Origin of the sequence: Corallococcus sp. AS-1-12 (assembly GCF_020036995.1) — a bacterium.
Lineage (GTDB): Bacteria > Myxococcota > Myxococcia > Myxococcales > Myxococcaceae > Corallococcus.
In genome coordinates, this window is record NZ_JAIQDD010000010.1 from 35756 (window position 1) to 51765 (window position 16010).

15 protein-coding genes and 1 pseudogene are annotated in these 16010 nt (G+C 71.1%); 6 read left to right on the forward strand and 10 right to left on the reverse strand.

The window, feature by feature from the left end:
* Positions 1-2: 2 nt before the first annotated feature.
* The gene (locus tag K8556_RS18175) at positions 3-2225 is read left to right on the forward strand and encodes an FHA domain-containing protein (RefSeq protein WP_223741338.1); all 2223 of its coding nucleotides are present in this window, start codon (positions 3-5) and stop codon (positions 2223-2225) included.
* A gap of 59 nt (positions 2226-2284) precedes the next feature.
* Positions 2285-4990, forward strand: a complete 2706-nt coding sequence (gene polA / locus K8556_RS18180) for a DNA polymerase I (protein ID WP_223741339.1) — start codon at positions 2285-2287, stop codon at positions 4988-4990.
* Between the two features lie 297 nt (positions 4991-5287).
* Here the strand turns inward: polA and K8556_RS18185 are convergent, their stop codons facing one another.
* The 5 genes from K8556_RS18185 to K8556_RS18205 all read right to left on the reverse strand — a co-directional run bounded on the left by K8556_RS18185 (position 5288) and on the right by K8556_RS18205 (position 8800).
* A complete protein-coding gene (locus K8556_RS18185) occupies positions 5288-5830 on the reverse strand; it encodes a hypothetical protein (RefSeq protein WP_223741340.1) in 543 nt (180 codons plus the stop codon).
* A gap of 182 nt (positions 5831-6012) precedes the next feature.
* Positions 6013-7296 (reverse strand): hypothetical protein, encoded by a 1284-nt coding sequence (locus K8556_RS18190; RefSeq protein WP_223741341.1) that lies wholly within the window; start codon positions 7294-7296, stop codon positions 6013-6015.
* A gap of 8 nt (positions 7297-7304) precedes the next feature.
* Positions 7305-7604, reverse strand: a complete 300-nt coding sequence (locus tag K8556_RS18195) for a DUF167 domain-containing protein (RefSeq protein ID WP_223741342.1) — start codon at positions 7602-7604, stop codon at positions 7305-7307.
* A 10-nt stretch (positions 7605-7614) separates the two neighbouring features.
* Positions 7615-8142, reverse strand: coding sequence for a DivIVA domain-containing protein (locus tag K8556_RS18200; RefSeq protein WP_014397740.1), 528 nt, complete (start codon positions 8140-8142; stop codon positions 7615-7617).
* Between the two features lie 88 nt (positions 8143-8230).
* Positions 8231-8800, reverse strand: a complete 570-nt coding sequence (locus K8556_RS18205) for a HEAT repeat domain-containing protein (RefSeq protein WP_223741343.1) — start codon at positions 8798-8800, stop codon at positions 8231-8233.
* Positions 8801-8946: 146 nt separating this feature from the next.
* Between K8556_RS18205 and K8556_RS18210 the strand changes: the two genes are divergently transcribed.
* Complete coding sequence (locus K8556_RS18210; protein WP_223741344.1) at positions 8947-9462, forward strand: J domain-containing protein; 516 nt, start codon at positions 8947-8949, stop codon at positions 9460-9462.
* On the opposite strand, the gene K8556_RS18215 is transcribed toward K8556_RS18210, so the two are convergent.
* The gene (locus K8556_RS18215; protein ID WP_223741345.1) at positions 9378-10388 is read right to left on the reverse strand and encodes a stage II sporulation protein M; all 1011 of its coding nucleotides are present in this window, start codon (positions 10386-10388) and stop codon (positions 9378-9380) included. The two genes, K8556_RS18210 and K8556_RS18215, sit on opposite strands and share 85 nt — an antisense overlap.
* A gap of 1 nt (position 10389) precedes the next feature.
* The gene (locus K8556_RS18220) at positions 10390-11154 is read right to left on the reverse strand and encodes an RDD family protein (RefSeq protein WP_223741346.1); all 765 of its coding nucleotides are present in this window, start codon (positions 11152-11154) and stop codon (positions 10390-10392) included.
* Between the two features lie 484 nt (positions 11155-11638).
* Between K8556_RS18220 and fruA the strand changes: the two are divergent.
* Positions 11639-12324, forward strand: a pseudogene (gene fruA / locus K8556_RS18225) (response regulator transcription factor FruA).
* A 61-nt stretch (positions 12325-12385) separates the two neighbouring features.
* On the opposite strand, the gene K8556_RS18230 reads toward fruA, so the two are convergent.
* Complete coding sequence (locus K8556_RS18230) at positions 12386-12613, reverse strand: MbtH family protein (RefSeq protein ID WP_014397734.1); 228 nt, start codon at positions 12611-12613, stop codon at positions 12386-12388.
* 189 nt (positions 12614-12802) lie between these two features.
* Here K8556_RS18230 and K8556_RS18235 point away from each other — a divergent pair, with 189 nt between their 5' ends.
* Entirely contained in the window at positions 12803-13810 is a 1008-nt protein-coding gene (locus K8556_RS18235) for a DUF4105 domain-containing protein (protein ID WP_223741347.1), read from the forward strand.
* A 19-nt stretch (positions 13811-13829) separates the two neighbouring features.
* On the opposite strand, the gene K8556_RS18240 is transcribed toward K8556_RS18235, so the two are convergent.
* Positions 13830-14579 (reverse strand): hypothetical protein, encoded by a 750-nt coding sequence (locus tag K8556_RS18240; RefSeq protein WP_223741348.1) that lies wholly within the window; start codon positions 14577-14579, stop codon positions 13830-13832.
* Positions 14580-14637: 58 nt separating this feature from the next.
* Between K8556_RS18240 and K8556_RS18245 the strand changes: the two genes are divergently transcribed.
* Positions 14638-15270: a YdeI family protein gene (locus K8556_RS18245; protein ID WP_223741349.1), complete on the forward strand. Its 633-nt coding sequence runs from the start codon at positions 14638-14640 to the stop codon at positions 15268-15270.
* Positions 15271-15289: 19 nt separating this feature from the next.
* Here K8556_RS18245 and K8556_RS18250 read toward each other — a convergent pair whose 3' ends face one another.
* Positions 15290-15958, reverse strand: a complete 669-nt coding sequence (locus K8556_RS18250; RefSeq protein ID WP_223741350.1) for a hypothetical protein — start codon at positions 15956-15958, stop codon at positions 15290-15292.
* Positions 15959-16010: the final 52 nt, after the last annotated feature.

Consider the following 16010-nt stretch of genomic DNA (forward strand, 5'->3'; position numbering starts at 1 on the left):
CCATGCCTACCCTGGTCGTCCGTCACCCTGACGGCACTGAGCACGAGCACGAGATCGCGGGCGAGCTGAAGATCGGCCGCCAGCAGGGCAATGACCTGGTCCTCACGGAAGGCGGGGTGTCGCGGCAGCACGCGCGCGTCTACGTGGAGGGCGGCGCCGTCTACATCGAGGACGGGGGCAGCCAGAACGGCACCTTCGTGGACGGCGAGCGCATCGAGGGGCCCACGGCGCTGACGCCGGCCTCGCAGGTGCTGCTGGGCGACTACGAGCTGAAGCTCAAGGGCAGCGCCCGGAGCACCAGCGGCCGCCGCGCGGCGACGCCTCCTCCCGGCGATCCCGCGACGCTCGCGGACGCGCCCGTGAAGGGCACGCGCGCCATGCCCAGCATCCGCGCCAAGGCCACGCAGAACGGGGCCGCGAAGCCCGAGGGCGCGCTGGCGAAGCGGCCGGCGCGCTCGACGTCCGCGGGCGCGGGGGCCGCTGCCGCGGCGGCGGCGGGCGCGAGCTCGGGGCCGGTGCTCAAGGGCATGACGGGGCCGTGGGCGGGCAAGTCCTATCCCATCAACGGCACGGTGCTGGTGGGCCGGGCGCCTCCGGCGGCGGTCGTCCTGGATGACGACTCCGTGAGCCGGAAGCACGCGGAGGTGAAGCGCGAGGGCTCTGGCGTCATCGCGCGCGACCTGGGCAGCGCCAACGGCACCCTGCTCAACGGCGAGCTGCTGGGCGAGGAGTTCGTCGACCTGCAGCCCGGGGACGTCCTCCAGTTCGGCGTGGTGGAGATGACCTACGAGTCCGCCGACACGCCCTCGCGCCGTCCCGGTGCGGGTGCGGCGCCGGCCCGTCGCGGCGGCCGGGCGGCTCCCGAGGCGGACAAGAAGCGCAAGCTGCTGGTGGTCGCGGGCGGAGTGATCGCGCTGCTGGCGGTGGCGGCGGTGGTGAAGACCTCCATCGGGGCGCCGCAGAAGGCGCAGAAGACGGGGCCCGCCGCGCCGCTGGATCCCGCGGCGCAGGTGCAGGAGTTCCTCAGCGAGTGCCGCTCGTACTCCTCCAACGAGATGGGGGCTCCCGACTGGGACCGCGCCGAGAAGGCGTGCGAGCAGGCCCTGGACATGGACCCCATCAACGCCGAGGCGAACACCCTCGTGCGGCGCATCAAGCTGGAGAAGGAGGCCTTCGGCAACTTCGAGGCCGCGAAGAAGGCCATCGAGCTCAACCGCGAGAAGGACGCGCTGGAGTATCTGCGCAAGATTCCGAAGGAGAGCGAGTACTTCCGCCGCGCCCGCTCCAAGGCGAAGGAGACGGCCGAGCAGTTCGTGGAGCGCGCGAAGTTCGACTGCAATCGCTACCTGAACAACTCGCAGTGGGGGCCCGCGGTCCAGCGCTGCCAGCAGTACATGGAAGTGTGGTGCCAGAAGCAGAGCAAGGAGGACCTGGAGCCGCCCATCGGTCAGACGCTCCGCCTGGAGGGCGGCCTGCGCAAGAACGAGTGGCGCCCCAAGGACGCCATGTTCGTGAAGTTCCTGGTGGCCCGCAACCGCGTGGACCGCAACGCCCAGCCGTGGACGTGCCCGGTGTCCGACATCCTTCAGGAGGACGGGCTGGGCGTGGATCAGGCCAGCGAGGTGCGCGCCATGTTCGCCAAGCGCTACGCCCCGAAGCTCGTCCAGGCGGCGATGATGGACTACTGGAACGGCCGCGGCAGCGAGGCCATGGCGACGCTGCAGAAGCTGCGCTCGAAGGAGGACCAGGCGCAGTACCACCAGTTGGCGGACGACCTCATCCGCGACGTGTCCAACGTGGATCAGCTCTTCAAGACGGGCGAGAGCTCCATCACCAACGACGACCCCGAGCGCGCGGTGGCGCCGTTCAAGGACGCGCTGGCGACGGACAAGCGCATCATGGCGGAGCTGGCGGAGTCGCACCTGTCCTTCTACCGGAAGAACATGTTCCAGGACCTGGCGGCCTCCGCCTACCTGCGCGGCAAGCACTTCGCCGACCGCGAGGACCGCCGCCGTGGCTGCCGCATCTGGAAGATGGGCTTCGACTTCTACAAGGGCAACACGAACCTGAACCGCGTGGTGGCCTTCTGCTCCACGCAGGCGCAGAACGCGTTGAACAACGTGGGCGGTTGCTCGGACTTCCAGGCGGTGGAGGACTACGCCGTGCCGGGTGACGGCATCGCCGAGCAGATGGCCGCGAAGAAGGCCGAGCTGAAGTGCCGCTGAGCGGCGCTCCGGTGTGGGGCTTCGTGGACAGACAGCGGGAGGCGCGCTAGGGACGGGGGATGGCCGACACCAGCCCCCCGCGCTCCGAGCGCCGTCTGGCGCTCTTCGACGCCTCTGGCTTCATCTTCCGCGCCTATCACGCCATCCCCCCGCTCACGACGAGCAAGGGGGTGCCCACCAACGCGGTGCTGGGCTTCACCCGCATGGTGCTCAAGGCCCTGCAGGAGCTGAAGCCCACGCACGTGGCGCTGGCGTTCGACAAGTCCGGCCGCGTGGAGCGTCAGAAGATCGACCCCACGTACAAGGCGAACCGCAAGGCGCCGCCGGAGGACCTGACGCCCCAGTTCCCGCTCATCCGCAAGGTGGGTGACGTGCTGAACCTGCCCTCGCTGGACGCGGAGGGCTGGGAGGCGGACGACGTCATCGGCACGCTGGCGATGCAGGCGAAGGCGGAGGGCTTCCAGGTCCTGGTCATCACCAGCGACAAGGACTTCATGCAGATCGTCGACGAGGACATCACCCTCTTCGACCCCGCGAAGAACAAGCGCATCGGCGTCGCGGACGTGCAGGAGAAGATGGGCATCCTGCCCGGGCAGGTGCGCGACTTCCTGGCCCTGGTGGGCGACGCGGTGGACAACGTCGCCAAGGTGCCCGGCGTGGGCGACAAGACGGCGGTGGAGTTGCTCCACCAGTTCGGCGACGTGGAGACGCTGCTCGCGCGCGTGGAGGAGGTGAAGAAGCCGAAGATCCGCGCGGCGCTGGAGTCCCACCGCGAGAGCCTGGCGCGCGCCAAGCAGCTCGTCACGTTCAACACCGGGCTGGCGCTCAACGTGAAGCTGGACGACCTGGTCCGCCGCGCGCCGGACGCCACGCGCGCCAGGGACCTGTTCACGGAGCTGGAGTTCTACGCGCTCCTGCGCGACCTGCCCGCGGAGGAGGCCCCGGCCCGGCCGGACGTGGCGCCGCTCGCCACCACCACCACGCTGGTCACCACCGAGGCGGAGCTGAAGGCGCTGGCGGACGCGGCGAAGGCGGCCGGGGCCCTCACGCTGGTGCCCGCCTTCGAGGGCATGCCCTTCGCGGCGCCCCTGGTGGGCCTGGGCGTGGCGCTGCCGGACGGCTCCACGCGCTACGTGCCGCTGCGGCACCAGCAACTGGGCGCCACCCAGGTGCCGGTGGCGGCCTTCACCGCGGTGATGAAGGACGTCGTGGCGGACGCGGCGGTGAAGAAGGGCGGACATGACCTCAAGGCGCTCACGCTGGTGCTGGCCAATGAGGGGCTGACGCTGGAGGGCGCGCACGACGACGTGGAGCTCTTGAGCTACCTGCTCAACCCGTCGCGCCGGGAGCACGCGCTGGCGGACCTGGCGCGGGAGCGGCTGCGCTCGGAGCTGCCCGCGCTGCCCGCGTCGGTGGAGGGCAAGAAGGGGCGGCCGCTGGCGGACCACGGGCCGGAGGAGGTGGCCGCGGCGTACGCGGTGCGCGCGGACGCGGCGCGCAGGCTGGCGCCGGAGCTGTGGAAGGAGCTGGAGCTGGGCGGGCTCGCGGAGCTGGCGCGCACGCTGGAGCTGCCGCTGTTGCCCGTGCTCGCGCGCATGGAGCGCGAGGGCGTGAAGCTGGACGTGGCGGAGCTGGGCCGCACGTCCGAGCGCGTGGACGTGGAGGTGAAGGCGAAGGAGGCCGAGTGCCACCAAGCCGCGGGCCACGCCTTCAACCTGGGCTCCAACCCGCAACTGGCGCAGGTGCTCTACGAGGAGCAGAAGCTGCCCATCCTCAAGCGCGGCAAGACGGGCCCGTCCACGGACCAGGAGGTGCTGGAGAAGCTGGCGGAGGAGCACCACAGCGTGCTCGCGCGCGCGCTGATCGAATACCGGGGCCTGTCCAAGCTCAAGAGCACCTACCTGGACACGCTGCCCACGCTGGTGGCGAAGGACGGGCGCATCCACACCACGTACCACCAGGCGGCCACCGCCACCGGCCGGTTGTCCTCGTCCGACCCGAACCTCCAGAACATCCCCATCCGCACGGAGCTGGGGCGGGAGATCCGCCGCGCCTTCGTGGCGGACGCGGGGCACCAACTGGTGAGCGCGGACTACTCGCAGATTGAACTGCGGCTGTTGGCGCACATCGCGGAGGACCCGGTGCTCATCGAGGCCTTCCGCAACGACGAGGACATCCACAGCCGCACGGCGGCGGAGATCTTCGGCGTGGACCCCAAGGACGTGGACCGCGAGCAGCGCCGCGTGGCGAAGACGGTGAACTTCGGCATCGCCTACGGCCTGTCCGCGCACGGCCTGTCCACGCGCCTGGGCATCTCCCAGGAGAACGCGCGCGACGTCATCGAGCGGTACTTCACCCGGTACGCGGGCATCCGCCAGTACCTGGAGGACACCGTGGAGAAGGCGCGCAAGGTGGGCTACGTGGAGACGCTCTACGGCCGCCGCCGCCTGATGGGGGACCTGCTCTCCAAGAACCGGGCGGTGGCCCAGGCCGCCGAGCGCGCCGCCATCAACATGCCCATCCAGGGCACCGCCGCGGACCTGATGAAGAAGGCCATGCTGGCCGTGGACGCCGCGCTCAAGGAGCAGAAGCTGAAGACGCGCGTGCTCCTGCAGGTGCACGACGAACTGCTCTTCGAGGCGCCGGACGCGGAGGTGGAGGCCGTGAAGGCCCTGGCCGTGAAGAGCATGGCCTCCGTCGCCGAGCTGAAGGTGCCGCTCAAGGTGGAGGTGGGCGCGGGGAAGAGCTGGGCGGACGCGCACTGAGCACGAAAAAACGCGGGAGAGCGCCCACCCCCGTAGGCGCCCTCCCGCTGCCCCATCCCCAATCCCCCCGACAAAACATGCCGATCCGTCCGACCGGCGGAGCGCGCGGACCCCCATCCACGCGTTCCGGCGTTCGACTGTGTGCGGCTCACCGCTCCCCCGAGCAGGAACTCGCACCCTCAAGGCGCGTCACGGACCCCCATCCATGACAGCGCTCCCTCCCGCCAGCCCCCGGACCCTTCCTCAATGAGGAGTGTCAAGCCGGACGGATCGGCAAACCTTTACAACCCAATCCTCTCAATGCATGGCGGACCGCTCGTCGCGGCGGCCCATGGGGGCCCGGCGCGCGTGGGACGGCCGCTCGAAGTACTCCACCACCAGACCGCCGAACGGCACCCGGGGCCCATCCGCCTTCGGGTCCGCCATCCGCTGGAGCAGCGCCACCGCGCTGTCCACGGCCTCGTCGAGCGCGCTGTTGATGCGCTGGCGCTCCGCGTCTCCACCGCCCAGCACCTCCAGGGCGTCCACCAGGCACCGCCGCAGCAGTGCGAACTCGTCATGCAGGGCGCGCGCGCCACGCTCCGGCGCCAGGCGCAGCACCGCGCGGGTGCGGCTCCAGGGGCTGGACTCCACGCCCTCCAGCGTCAGCCCCAGCTCCCGGACGAAGGGCTCCACCAGTCCGTCCAGCAGGCTGGGGCCCGGAACGCCCTGGCCCTCGTGCGCCGCCAGCCGCATCCGCCGCCACAGGGCCGCGATGCGCTCCGGCTGCTTGCTGAAGACCCGGGCCGCCCCGGCCTTCTTCCGTCCCCGCTCCGCCGCCATGTCCGTTGTCGTCCGCATCGCGAGCAAAGACATAGCAAGGGCTTTGCCAACGCCAGACGGTTGCCGGTCCCCAGTGAAATCGCCCACTTGGGCAATGGGGCTGCCCTGAAGGGTGGCCGGAGGACGTAAATCCTACGGGGCGGGTGTTGAAAGGCGGGGGGCAGGGGAAGAACCTTCCCTGCCTGGGAACGCCGCGCCTCTCAGTGGAGCGTCGGCTTGGGCGGGCGGCCCGACGGGGCCTCGCCGTCCAGCTCGTACTCGCCGCTGGGGGACTCCAGCTCCTCGTCATCTCCGTCCATCTCGTCCGGGCCCTCCGGGTGGCCCGCGCCCGACTCCAACGTCTCCGGCGCGCCCTCCAGGGCCTCCGGCTGGCTGGGCGCGGACGGATTGGGCGGGGCGGCGGGCGGGGTGGCGGCGGGCCACTCCGGCCAGGGGAGGGCGGGGGACAGCGGCTCGGCGCCGTCCACGGGGACGGGCCCCGCGGCGCGGGCGGCGGCGAGCAGGCGCAGCGCGGCGTCCTCGGCGGCGTCCTCCGCGGCCAGCTCCGTCATGCGGGCGGCCTTCTGGCGCATGCGGCGCGCGAAGGCGGCCACGCACAGGATGGAGGCCGTGAGCCACAGGAGCGCGGAGCTGGTGGTGAGCGGCAGCCAGCCGTAGCGGGCCGCGAGCCCCTCGCGCCAGTCCTGCTCCTCCAGCAGCAGCGACGTGCGGAAGGCCTTGCCGAAGGCCTGCTCGAAGGGCTCACCCGCGCGCACGCCGTCCACCAGCAGGCCCATGGCGTGCGCGCCGTGCTTGCCGGTGAGGAACGCCACGAAGGCGGCGCTCTGGGCGTAGGCGATCTCCACGTCCGCGGGCACGTCCGGCCACTCGTCGGACAGGTCCTCGAAGTGGAAGACGCGCTCCTGGGTCACCGCGCGGAAGAGGGCGCTGTAGTGGGCGACGGAGAAGCGCTCGTCGGTGAGGTTCTGCGCCACGCCCTCCTGGAACCAGCGCGGCCAGTCCTTCGCGAGCTGGCCCAGCGCCACGTGCGCCAGCTCGTGCCGCAGCGTGGTGGGGCCCTCCGAGTCGCTCAGGCTGAGCGCGTCCAGCAGGATGATCTGATGTCCGGGGTAGGCGAGCGCCACGGCCCAGCCCGGAGGCTTGCCACCGGGGAGCGCCAGCGCCTCGAACTCCTGGCGGCCCACGCCCAGGCGGATTTCAGTGGTGCCCGGCCAGTCGCGCCCCAGCATCGCGCCGAAGGCGTCCCGCACGCCTTCAATCTGCCCGGCCAGGGCCCGGGCCGCGCCCGCCGCCTTCGCGGTGTGGAGGATGACGAAGCGCTGCGTCTTCAGCTCCCCCGCGACGATGGCCGGGCGGGCGTGGGGCACGAGCGCGGCGTCCGTGACGACGGCCTCCGTGGCGTGGATGCCCCGGGGGCCTTCCTCCTGCGCGAACACGCCCGGCGAGGCCAGCAGCATCATCAAGAAGGCGAACAGGCGGAGCATGCGTGGCCTCACGGTCCACCAGAGATAACAGCCTCGGCCGCCGCCGCATCAACCCCTTCCACCCTCAATCGCTTACGGCGCGACGTGTCACCCGCCACGAGTGTCACCTGGCGACGCGGCACGCCCAGCGTTTTGGCGATGAATTCCACCAGGGCCGCATTCGCTTCACCATCCACGGGCGGCGCGGCGAGCTGGATTTTGAGCTGGCCGTCATGCTCGCCCACCACCTTGGTGCGGGACGCGCGCGGCTGGACGAGCACCGTCAGCTCCACCCCGGCGGGTATGGCCTTGATCCAGGGGGCGGGCATGCGCGCGACGCTAGTCGTTGGAGGTGGCCTTCTTCTGCGACAGGAACGCGACGTTGTCCTCCACGCGCGCGTAGTCGCGGTCCGCGAAGGTGGGCGCGGCGAACGTCTCCAGCAGCTTGCGGTGGGCCTCCACCACGGAGCGCACCTGCGACTCGAACTGGGTGCGCTGGCGCTTGAGCTCGTTGATGTCCTCCACCACCTGCACCAGCCGCTGGTGGGCGCCGTGGACGATCTTCTCCGCCTGGTGCTCCGCGTCCGCGATGATGATCTCCGCTTCCTTCTTCGCGGCGTCCTTCAGGTCCTCGCTGATGCGCTGGGCGGTGACCATCGTCTCCTGGAGGGTGCGCTCGCGCTCCTGATGCTGCTCGAGCCGCGCCTGCGTGCGCTTCAGCTCCTCCTTGAGCGCGATGTTCTCCTTCACCACCTCCTCGAACTCGCCGGCGATCAGCTCCAGGTACGCGCCCACTTCGGGACGCGCGAAGCCGCGCATCACCGTCTCGAAGCGCTTCTGCCGGATGTCGAGGGGGGTGATCTTCATGCGCCCCAGTCTAACCCATACACGCGCGCACTCCAGGAATCGGCCCGGGCGGGGCGTCAGGCCTGGAGGGCAGACAGGCAGGCGTGTTTCAGGGCGCGGCGGCCGGGGCGGCCTCCCACTGCGACGCCACCGAGCGCGCGGCGTTCTGCACCGCGTAGCCCACGCGGCTGTCCGCGGCCACGTCCTGCACCACCCGGCGTGCGGTCTGCGTGCGCTGGTAGAGCAGCCCGCTCAGCGCCTGAATCTTCAGGGCGTCCGGCAGGCGCGGGTGGCGCACGACGTTGCCCAGGATCTCCTCCGCGCGGCGGTGCTGGAAGAGGGCCACCGCGCGCAGCGCGGCCTGCTGGATGCGCGGGTTCGGGTCCCAGATGAACGCGGCCAGCGGGTCCAGGGCGCGCGGGTCGCCCAGGAGCGCCAGGTCCTCGATGGCGAGCGCGCGGATCTCCTCCGGCGCGGGCTCCGCCGCCCACAGCAGACCCCTCAGGAGGGAGACGTCGGCGGCGCCGGCATCCACCGGGGGCCGCGCGGGGGCGGCGCGCTCCGCGGGGGCCTTGTCGGCCTTCGGGGCGGCCTTGGGCGCCGCGGCCGGGGAGGCCGACGGGGCCTGGGCGTGCGCGGCGGCGGTCAGGAGCAGGGCGGCGGCGAGGAGCGGTCGCATGGGGCTCGTTCTACCCGAAACCCGGGAAGCCCGGCAGCGCACCGGGGCCACCCCCCGGGTCGTGCGCGACATTTTCTTGACGGGATCCGCCGCTGTGGGAGTTTGCCGGTGCTACAGGCGTGTTGCGAACGGAGGTCGAAGTCACCATGGGTGCGGCGGTCGCGAGCTGGCAGACACTGGAGAACGTCACGGTGGAGTGCACTCACTGCGGCGTGATGATGACACTCCAGCCCGGAACCCGGGTGAAGTACTACCGGTGCGGTTCGTGCCACCGCTGGGTGTCCAGCACCTACAGCGAGGTGTTCCGCGCGGACGCGAAGATGCGCACGCACCCGGTGAAGGACACCTCGGACGCGGACGCGCGCTTCGTGGAGGTGAAGGACCGGCTGGACAAGTGGCTCTCCGCCGTCCAGGAGCAGTGCCCGTACCAGACGCTGGGCGTGTCGCCGCTGGATTCGCCGGACGTGATTCGCGCGCGCTTCCACGCGCTGGCCCTGGAGCGGCACCCGGACCGGGGCGGCTCCGCGGAGCAGATGCGCGAGGTCAACGACGCCTACGAGCGCATCCTCAAGCACCGTCAGCGCAAGCGGCTGGAGGCCATGGCGTCCGGCACGTCCTCGCGCGCCACACCCGCGTCCGTCCTGCCCGCGCGCAACAGGTAGAGCCAGAAGAGGGCTCCCAGCGACAGGCCCAGCCCCACCTTGGCCCAGGTGGGGAACAGGTGGCCCGGGGAGATGAAGCCCTCCACGAAGCCGATGCCGGCCAGGAAGGGCGCGCAGCCCACCACCAGCTTCACGGCTTCACGCCCGCGCGCCTGGAGCGCCTGCGCGCGCGGCAGCTCGCCGGGGTCGATGAGCGCCTGGCCCACCATCAGCCCCGCGCCGCCCGCGATGACGATGATGGACAGCTCCACGGGCCCGTGCGCGGCGATGAAGTCCAGGAAGCCCGCGGCCATGCCCTCGCGGAAGCACAGCGCCCCCACCGCGCCAATGAGCACGCCGTTGTTCACGAGCGTGAAGATGGGCCCCACGCCCAGCAGGATGCCGGACGCGAACGCGAACAGCGTCACGGTGAGGTTGTTGGTCGCGATGCCGGAGGCCACGGCGTTGGGCGGCGCCACGGACAGCAGGTCATCCGTCCACATGCGCCCCTGCGCCACGTAGCGCCGCACGCCCTCCGGCACCAGCAGCTCCGCGCCGCGCGGCTCCAGCGTCACCACCAGCGCGCCCAATAGCAGCCCCAGCACCAGCAGGCCCGCGCTCACGCCCACGAAGCGCGCCTCGCGGCGCAGGGTGGCGGGGAAGTCCCGGCGGAAGAAGTCGCGCGTGGAGGCCCAGCGCTCGCGCGGCGGCTGGTAGATGGCGCCATACGCCCGCGCGCACAGTTGGTTGAGGAAGCGGTGCGCGTCCGTGCCCGGATAGAACGTCTGCGCCCGCGCCAGGTCCGCGGCCGCGCGCCGGTACAGCGTGTCCAGCGTGCGCAGCTCCGCCAGGCTCAAGCGGCCCGCGCGCTGGCGCGTCAGCAGCGCCTGGAGCGCGTCCCAGTCCGGCCGGCGCCGCGTGACGAACGTGGGCAGGGGCGCGGCCATGTCAGTGGACCGCCTTCGCGCGCGTGCGCAGGAAGGCCTCCGTGGCCTCCGGCGACTGGAGCACCCGCGCGCGCTCCTCGTCCGTCAGGGACGCGCCCACGCGGTCCACCAGCCGCGCGCCCAGCCGCCGCCGCACCTCCGGCTCCAGGCCGGGCGCGCGCGACAGGAACGCCAGCACCAGCTCCACGTCCTCCGCGTCCAGGGGGCGGTGCGCGCCCGCGTCTGGCGCGTCCACCGCGGGCGCCTGCGTGTACTTGTCCAGGTCGATGGCCTCCTCGCGCACCAGCACGGTTCCGGCGAGCATGTCTCCCAACCGGCGGTGGCGTGAGTCCAGCAGCATGGTGATGCAGCCGGTGGCGTAGAGCACCGGCAGGAAGTCCACGGCACGGCAGAGGTTCCTCACCGCGCTTTCGAAGAAGCCCACCGGCGAGCCATCCTCTCGCACCACGCGGATGCGCAGCACCCGCTTGCCGGGTGTCTGTCCATGGAAGAAGACCTCCGCCAGCGTCCAGTACAGCCATTGCGTGGCGAAGAGGCCCACCGCGAGCAGTGTCTGCGTGAGCCCCGACAGCGCCTGGAAGGCCCCCAGCACGTCGGACACCAGCAGGGTGATGACGAAGTAGAGCGCCACCCAGAAGAAGAACAGCAGGCTCGCGTCCACCAGCCACGCGAGACAGCGGTAGCCGATGCCGGCCACGGGCAGGGACAGGGCCACCCGCTCGGGCGTGGCGACGTCGACATGGGGTGCGGGGGCGGAGGGAGTCATGCGCGCGGGACGCACAGCATACGCCCTTGCCATCCAGGACGCGCCATCTCCATGCATGCCGGGGCCTCGCCCGGGCATGGGACGAAACACCGATGAAAACATCCGAATCTGGACGCGGGACGTATGTCCCTGGGCTGACAGCGATCACGACCTGACGGACGAGGCCCTGGATTTCCATGCGTTCCGTGCGCAATTGACAGTCCTGCTCGGGTCCGTTCGCAAGAGGCCTTGGATGATGTTAGGGTCTCGGTTGGCTGGATTTGCTTGAAACGAAAAAGGAGGTTCGGCCCGGACGGGCCAGTTCGGCAGTCGCAGACGCAGTCCGCAGGGCAGCAGTCACAGGACCCCCGGATGGAGTTGAAGCGCGGTTCTCGCACGCTCAGCACAGGCGGAAGTTCCGCCGCGGTTCCACCGACTCCGGGGCAGGTTGAAGTCGACAGGTAGCATTGAAAGCAATTCGCCACGACGGCTGGGGGGCCATCGCATGGCAGCGAATCAATCGGCAGTTCGAATTTCGATTCTCGAAGGACCGTGGGCGGCCTGGCAGGGCCTTTCCGACGGGCTTCGGGGTGAGGGTCATTCCACTTCGGTGACGCGCGACGTGCGCGGCTTCCTGGACGGGCTCGGGACGGATCCACCGCAGGTGGCCATCCTGGACGTGGAGAGCGACGGCGAGGCCGCCATCGGGTGCTCCGTGACGGAGGGGCTCAACCTGCTGCGCGAGGCCCGCAAGCGCCGGCTGGAAGTGCGCATGCTGCTGCTGTCCGCGGTGAGCACGCCGGAGGTCATCTCCCAGTGCTTCGACGAAGGGGCCTCCGGGTATCTCTTCCGCGCGGGGCTGGGCGTGAACGCGGTGTCCTCCGCGGTCCAATCGCTGGTGCGGGGGGAGCGCCTCTTCCCGGTGCAGCTCCTGCGCAACGACTTCGAGCACCCGCCGGTGACGTCACCCACGGCGAGCGTCCTGTTGCTGCTCACGCAGCGCGAGCGCGAGGTGCTCCAGTACGTGGCGGGCGGGGCGGACAACCTGAAGATCGCCGCGCACCTGCAAATCGCGGAGCGCACGGTGAAGTCACACGTCACGCAGCTCTACCGCAAGCTGGGCGCGGAGAACCGCACCCAGCTCGCCTGCGCGCCTGCCACCTGGGCGTCAGGCCTCCGCCGGACCTCTAGCGGGGCCGGCCCACCCTCCCCGTTGAAGCGGGGAGGGCGTGGTGGGAAGCGCACGAGGCCTTCAGTTCTTGTTGCGGGCCGCGTCCTCTTCCATCTTCTTGCGGAGGCTCAGGGGACGCATGTCCGTCCAGACCTCCTTGATGTACTCCAGGCACTCGGCCTTCAGGCCCTGCTTGCCGGCGTCCTTCCAGCCCAGCGCGTTCTCACGGTCCGCGGGCCAGATGGAGTACTGCTCTTCGTGGTTCACGACGACCTTGTAAACGGTCGTGTCTTCGCGCTCGTCGCTCATGGGGTGTGACTCCTGGAAGCTGGGGACCCCCCTTTCGTCGCACACCCGGGGAAAAGCGGTCAAGGTAGGCGGTTGCGACAAATCCCGGTCCTTCCCGGGAGGGGGGATCCGCGCCCGGCCGCCCGCCGGGACCGCCCCCGGAAGCCGCCTCCGTGACACGAGCGGCACGGGGCGCGGATACTCGGCCGCATGCGCATCTGGAAGAACGCCGTGTCGGGGCTCGTGCTCCTCCTGGGGGGCGCCTGGGCCTCGCTGGCCCTGGCCCTGACGGGGACGGGGCCGGAGGGGCCGCACGGGGCCCGGAGCCTCGTGGCGGGGGCCCTGGTGGCCCTGGCGGTGGCGGCCTGGCGGTGGCGTTCGCGGCGCTGGGGCGTGGCGGTGATGCTCCTGGGCTGCCTGTCCGTGTACGGGTGGGTGCGGACGTTCCAGCCCTCCAACACGCGGGACTGGGCGCCGGACCTGTCGCGGGCGCCGTGGGCGGAGGTGGCCGGGACGCGGGTGACGCTCCACGACGTGCGCGACTTCCGCTACCGCGGCACCACGGACTGGGACCCCGCCTGGTACACGGCCACCTACGACACGGACGCGCTCACGGACGCGTCGTTCATCGTGGAGCCGTTCTCCGGCTTCTATGGCGCCGCGCACACGATGGTGAGCTTCGGCTTCCAGGACGGCCGCCACGTGGTGTTCTCCGTGGAGGTGCGGCGCGAGCAGGGGGAGACCTTCTCCGCGCTGGGGGGCCTGTTCCGCCGCTTCGAGCTCACCTACGTCGTGGGCGACGAGCGGGACCTGGTGCAACTGCGCTCCAACTTCCGCCATGACGACGTGTATGTGTATCCAGTGAACGCGTCGAAGGAGCGCATCACCGCGTTCTTCATGGACATGGTGCGGCGGATGAACGGGCTGCACACGCAGCCGGAGTTCTACGACACGCTCACCAGCAACTGCACCACCAACCTGGTGCACCACTTCGAGAAGGTGGCCACGAAGGACGTACCGTACGACCACCGCACGTTGATGCCGGCGTTCTCGGACGCGCTCGCGTACGAGCTGGGCATCATCGACACGGACGTGCCGCTGGAGCAGGTCCGCCAGCGCTACCACATCAACGCGCGAGCGCTGGCCGCGCAGGGGCGGGACGACTTCTCCGCCCGCATCCGCGCGCCGCTGGAGACCGCCGCCGCGCCGGTGCCCTGAGCCCTGGCGCCGGCTGGCTTCAGGTGCCCGTCGCGGCCCGGGGCTGCTCGGGCATGGGGCCGCGCTTCAGGTGCTTGTCGTAGTGGGCCTCCAGCGCGGTGAAGTAGCCGCGCTCGTCCCACATCTCCTGGAGGAGCCGGTCCGTGAGGGACCGCACCTCCGCGCGCTCGTCCTTCGGGTCGGGCACGCGGGCGCCGCCGCGCTTCGGATCCAGGAAGGCGCGGGTGGCCTCGGCCATCAGCACCCGGCTGCCGCGGAAGAGCCGGCGCAGGGCCTGGTTGATGGGGCGGGCGTCCATCTCCGAGCAGGCGGCGACGATGGCGGCCTGCACCCTGCGGGGCGCGTCCCCCTGGAGCGAGGCCGCGTCCAGGTCGCCTCGCTCCAGCGCGTGGTGCAGCAGGTAGCCGTGGTGCAGGCACACGCTCGTCAGGTCCACGCAGTCCTTCACCCAGAGGACGAAGAAGACCTTGCGGAACACCTTTCGCACGGGGAAGAGGGCCACGGCCTTGAGGTAGGACACCAGCCGTCCGCCCAGGCCGCGCGCTTCGTATGAGCCGGCGAGCACCGCCACGGCCTTGTCCGGGGCCTTCAGGCCCTTGTCCTTGAGCTGGTCGCGCACGGACTGCTCGCGCACCTGGCGCAGGGCGTAGTCGTCCAGGAAGGGCACGGGGATGAGCGGGGTGAGCCCGGCCGCCACGGCGTGGAAGGCCACGCGGGCGAGCGAGGGCGGCACGGCGTTCGGCGGACGGGCGTGGGTGGAATCATCCATGGCGTGGTTCATAACCGCTTCCGCCCGGGCCGCCTTCCGCCGGTAGAGTGGGATTGTCATGAACCCGGCGCGAGCCAGGGGGCAGGGAAAGGTGTTGGACCGCATGAAGGCGAAGGCGAAGCAGGAGCTCCCCGTCGTGCCCTTCGCGTCGGAGAAGGCGTGGGAGAAGTGGCTGGAGAAGAACCACGTCGACTCGCCGGGGGTCTGGGTGAAGCTCGCCAAGTTGGAGTCCGGCATCCCGTCCGTGACGTACGCGCAGGCGCTGGAGGTGGCGCTCTGCTACGGCTGGATCGACGGGCAGAAGGGCGCGCTCGACTCGGAGTACTGGCTCCAGCGCTTCACGCCGCGCAAGCCGCGCAGCAAGTGGTCGAAGATCAACTGCGGCAAGGTGGAGACCCTGGTCGCCGCCGGACGCATGAAGCCCGCGGGCCTGCGCGAGGTGGAGGCCGCGCGCGCGGATGGCCGCTGGGAGGCGGCGTACGCGGGGCAGAAGACCATGGAGGTGCCGGAGGACCTGACGCTCGCGCTGGAGAAGAACCCGAAGGCGAAGGCGGCCTTCGCCACGCTCAAGGGCGCCAACCGTTTCGCCATCCTCTTCCGGCTCCACGACGCGAAGAAGCCGGAGACGCGCGCGCGGCGGCTGGAGAAGTTCATCGCGATGCTGGAGGCCGGGGAGCTGATCCACGGCTGATGCAGGTCGCGATGACTGGCTAAGGCAGGATGCGCTGCAGGAGCGCGCTGCCCGCGATGAGGTGCGCGCGGGTCTCGCCGCTCATCAGCGACGCCGCCATGCTTACCCCCAGCGGCTGCTGCCGGAAGAACGCGGTCTCGCGCATCGCGAACTCCCAGATGTTGGAGGGCGTCGCGGGCCGGTTGAGCAGCTCGCGGTTCGCCTCGTAGAAGTCACCCACCTGGCCCGCCGCCGCCTCGCGTCCCGCGGCCTGTCCCGCGCGTGCCTGCTCCTGCATCCGCTGGAGCAGGTGGGGGGCCATCTGGGACTGGGCCATGCCCTCCACGCCCAGGGCCGCCGCGCCCGGCGCAGCACCTGCCGCGTAGCCCACCGCGCCCATCGCCTGCATCGCGCCGGACAGCAGCGGGCGGATGGCCGCGCCCACCGACCCCGGGGGCGCCTGCCGCACCACCGCCAGCGCCCGCTCGCGCTGCCCCATCGGCGCCGGACCGCCCGCGCCCGTCAGGTTCACCGGGGCCGGAGCGCGGGGGCCCTCGAAGCCATCCTGTTGCAGCGCCACCTGCCGTGGCGTGCGTGCGGGCGCGGCCGGAGCCGTGGAGGCGGCTGGAGCCGCCGGACGGGCCTCCGTCACCGGGTTGGACACCGGGAGCGAGACACTCCGGTTGCCGACTGGACCTATGTTTCCCATGTCTTCCACTTTAACACGGGTTCCTCCGGCCCTGCCGTGGCCAGGTAGCCTC

Bases quoted from the DNA above. Each gene is read 5' to 3' on its own strand.
- K8556_RS18175 (WP_223741338.1), top strand. From the start codon at position 3: ATGCCTACCCTGGTCGTCCGTCACCCTGACGGCACTGAGCACGAGCAC.
- polA (WP_223741339.1), top strand. From the start codon at position 2,285: ATGGCCGACACCAGCCCCCCGCGCTCCGAGCGCCGTCTGGCGCTCTTC.
- K8556_RS18185 (WP_223741340.1), bottom strand. From the start codon at position 5,830: ATGCGGACGACAACGGACATGGCGGCGGAGCGGGGACGGAAGAAGGCC.
- K8556_RS18190 (WP_223741341.1), bottom strand. From the start codon at position 7,296: ATGCTCCGCCTGTTCGCCTTCTTGATGATGCTGCTGGCCTCGCCGGGC.
- K8556_RS18195 (WP_223741342.1), bottom strand. From the start codon at position 7,604: ATGCCCGCCCCCTGGATCAAGGCCATACCCGCCGGGGTGGAGCTGACG.
- K8556_RS18200 (WP_014397740.1), bottom strand. From the start codon at position 8,142: ATGAAGATCACCCCCCTCGACATCCGGCAGAAGCGCTTCGAGACGGTG.
- K8556_RS18205 (WP_223741343.1), bottom strand. From the start codon at position 8,800: ATGCGACCGCTCCTCGCCGCCGCCCTGCTCCTGACCGCCGCCGCGCAC.
- K8556_RS18210 (WP_223741344.1), top strand. From the start codon at position 8,947: ATGGGTGCGGCGGTCGCGAGCTGGCAGACACTGGAGAACGTCACGGTG.
- K8556_RS18215 (WP_223741345.1), bottom strand. From the start codon at position 10,388: ATGGCCGCGCCCCTGCCCACGTTCGTCACGCGGCGCCGGCCGGACTGG.
- K8556_RS18220 (WP_223741346.1), bottom strand. From the start codon at position 11,154: ATGACTCCCTCCGCCCCCGCACCCCATGTCGACGTCGCCACGCCCGAG.
- K8556_RS18230 (WP_014397734.1), bottom strand. From the start codon at position 12,613: ATGAGCGACGAGCGCGAAGACACGACCGTTTACAAGGTCGTCGTGAAC.
- K8556_RS18235 (WP_223741347.1), top strand. From the start codon at position 12,803: ATGCGCATCTGGAAGAACGCCGTGTCGGGGCTCGTGCTCCTCCTGGGG.
- K8556_RS18240 (WP_223741348.1), bottom strand. From the start codon at position 14,579: ATGGATGATTCCACCCACGCCCGTCCGCCGAACGCCGTGCCGCCCTCG.
- K8556_RS18245 (WP_223741349.1), top strand. From the start codon at position 14,638: ATGAACCCGGCGCGAGCCAGGGGGCAGGGAAAGGTGTTGGACCGCATG.
- K8556_RS18250 (WP_223741350.1), bottom strand. From the start codon at position 15,958: ATGGGAAACATAGGTCCAGTCGGCAACCGGAGTGTCTCGCTCCCGGTG.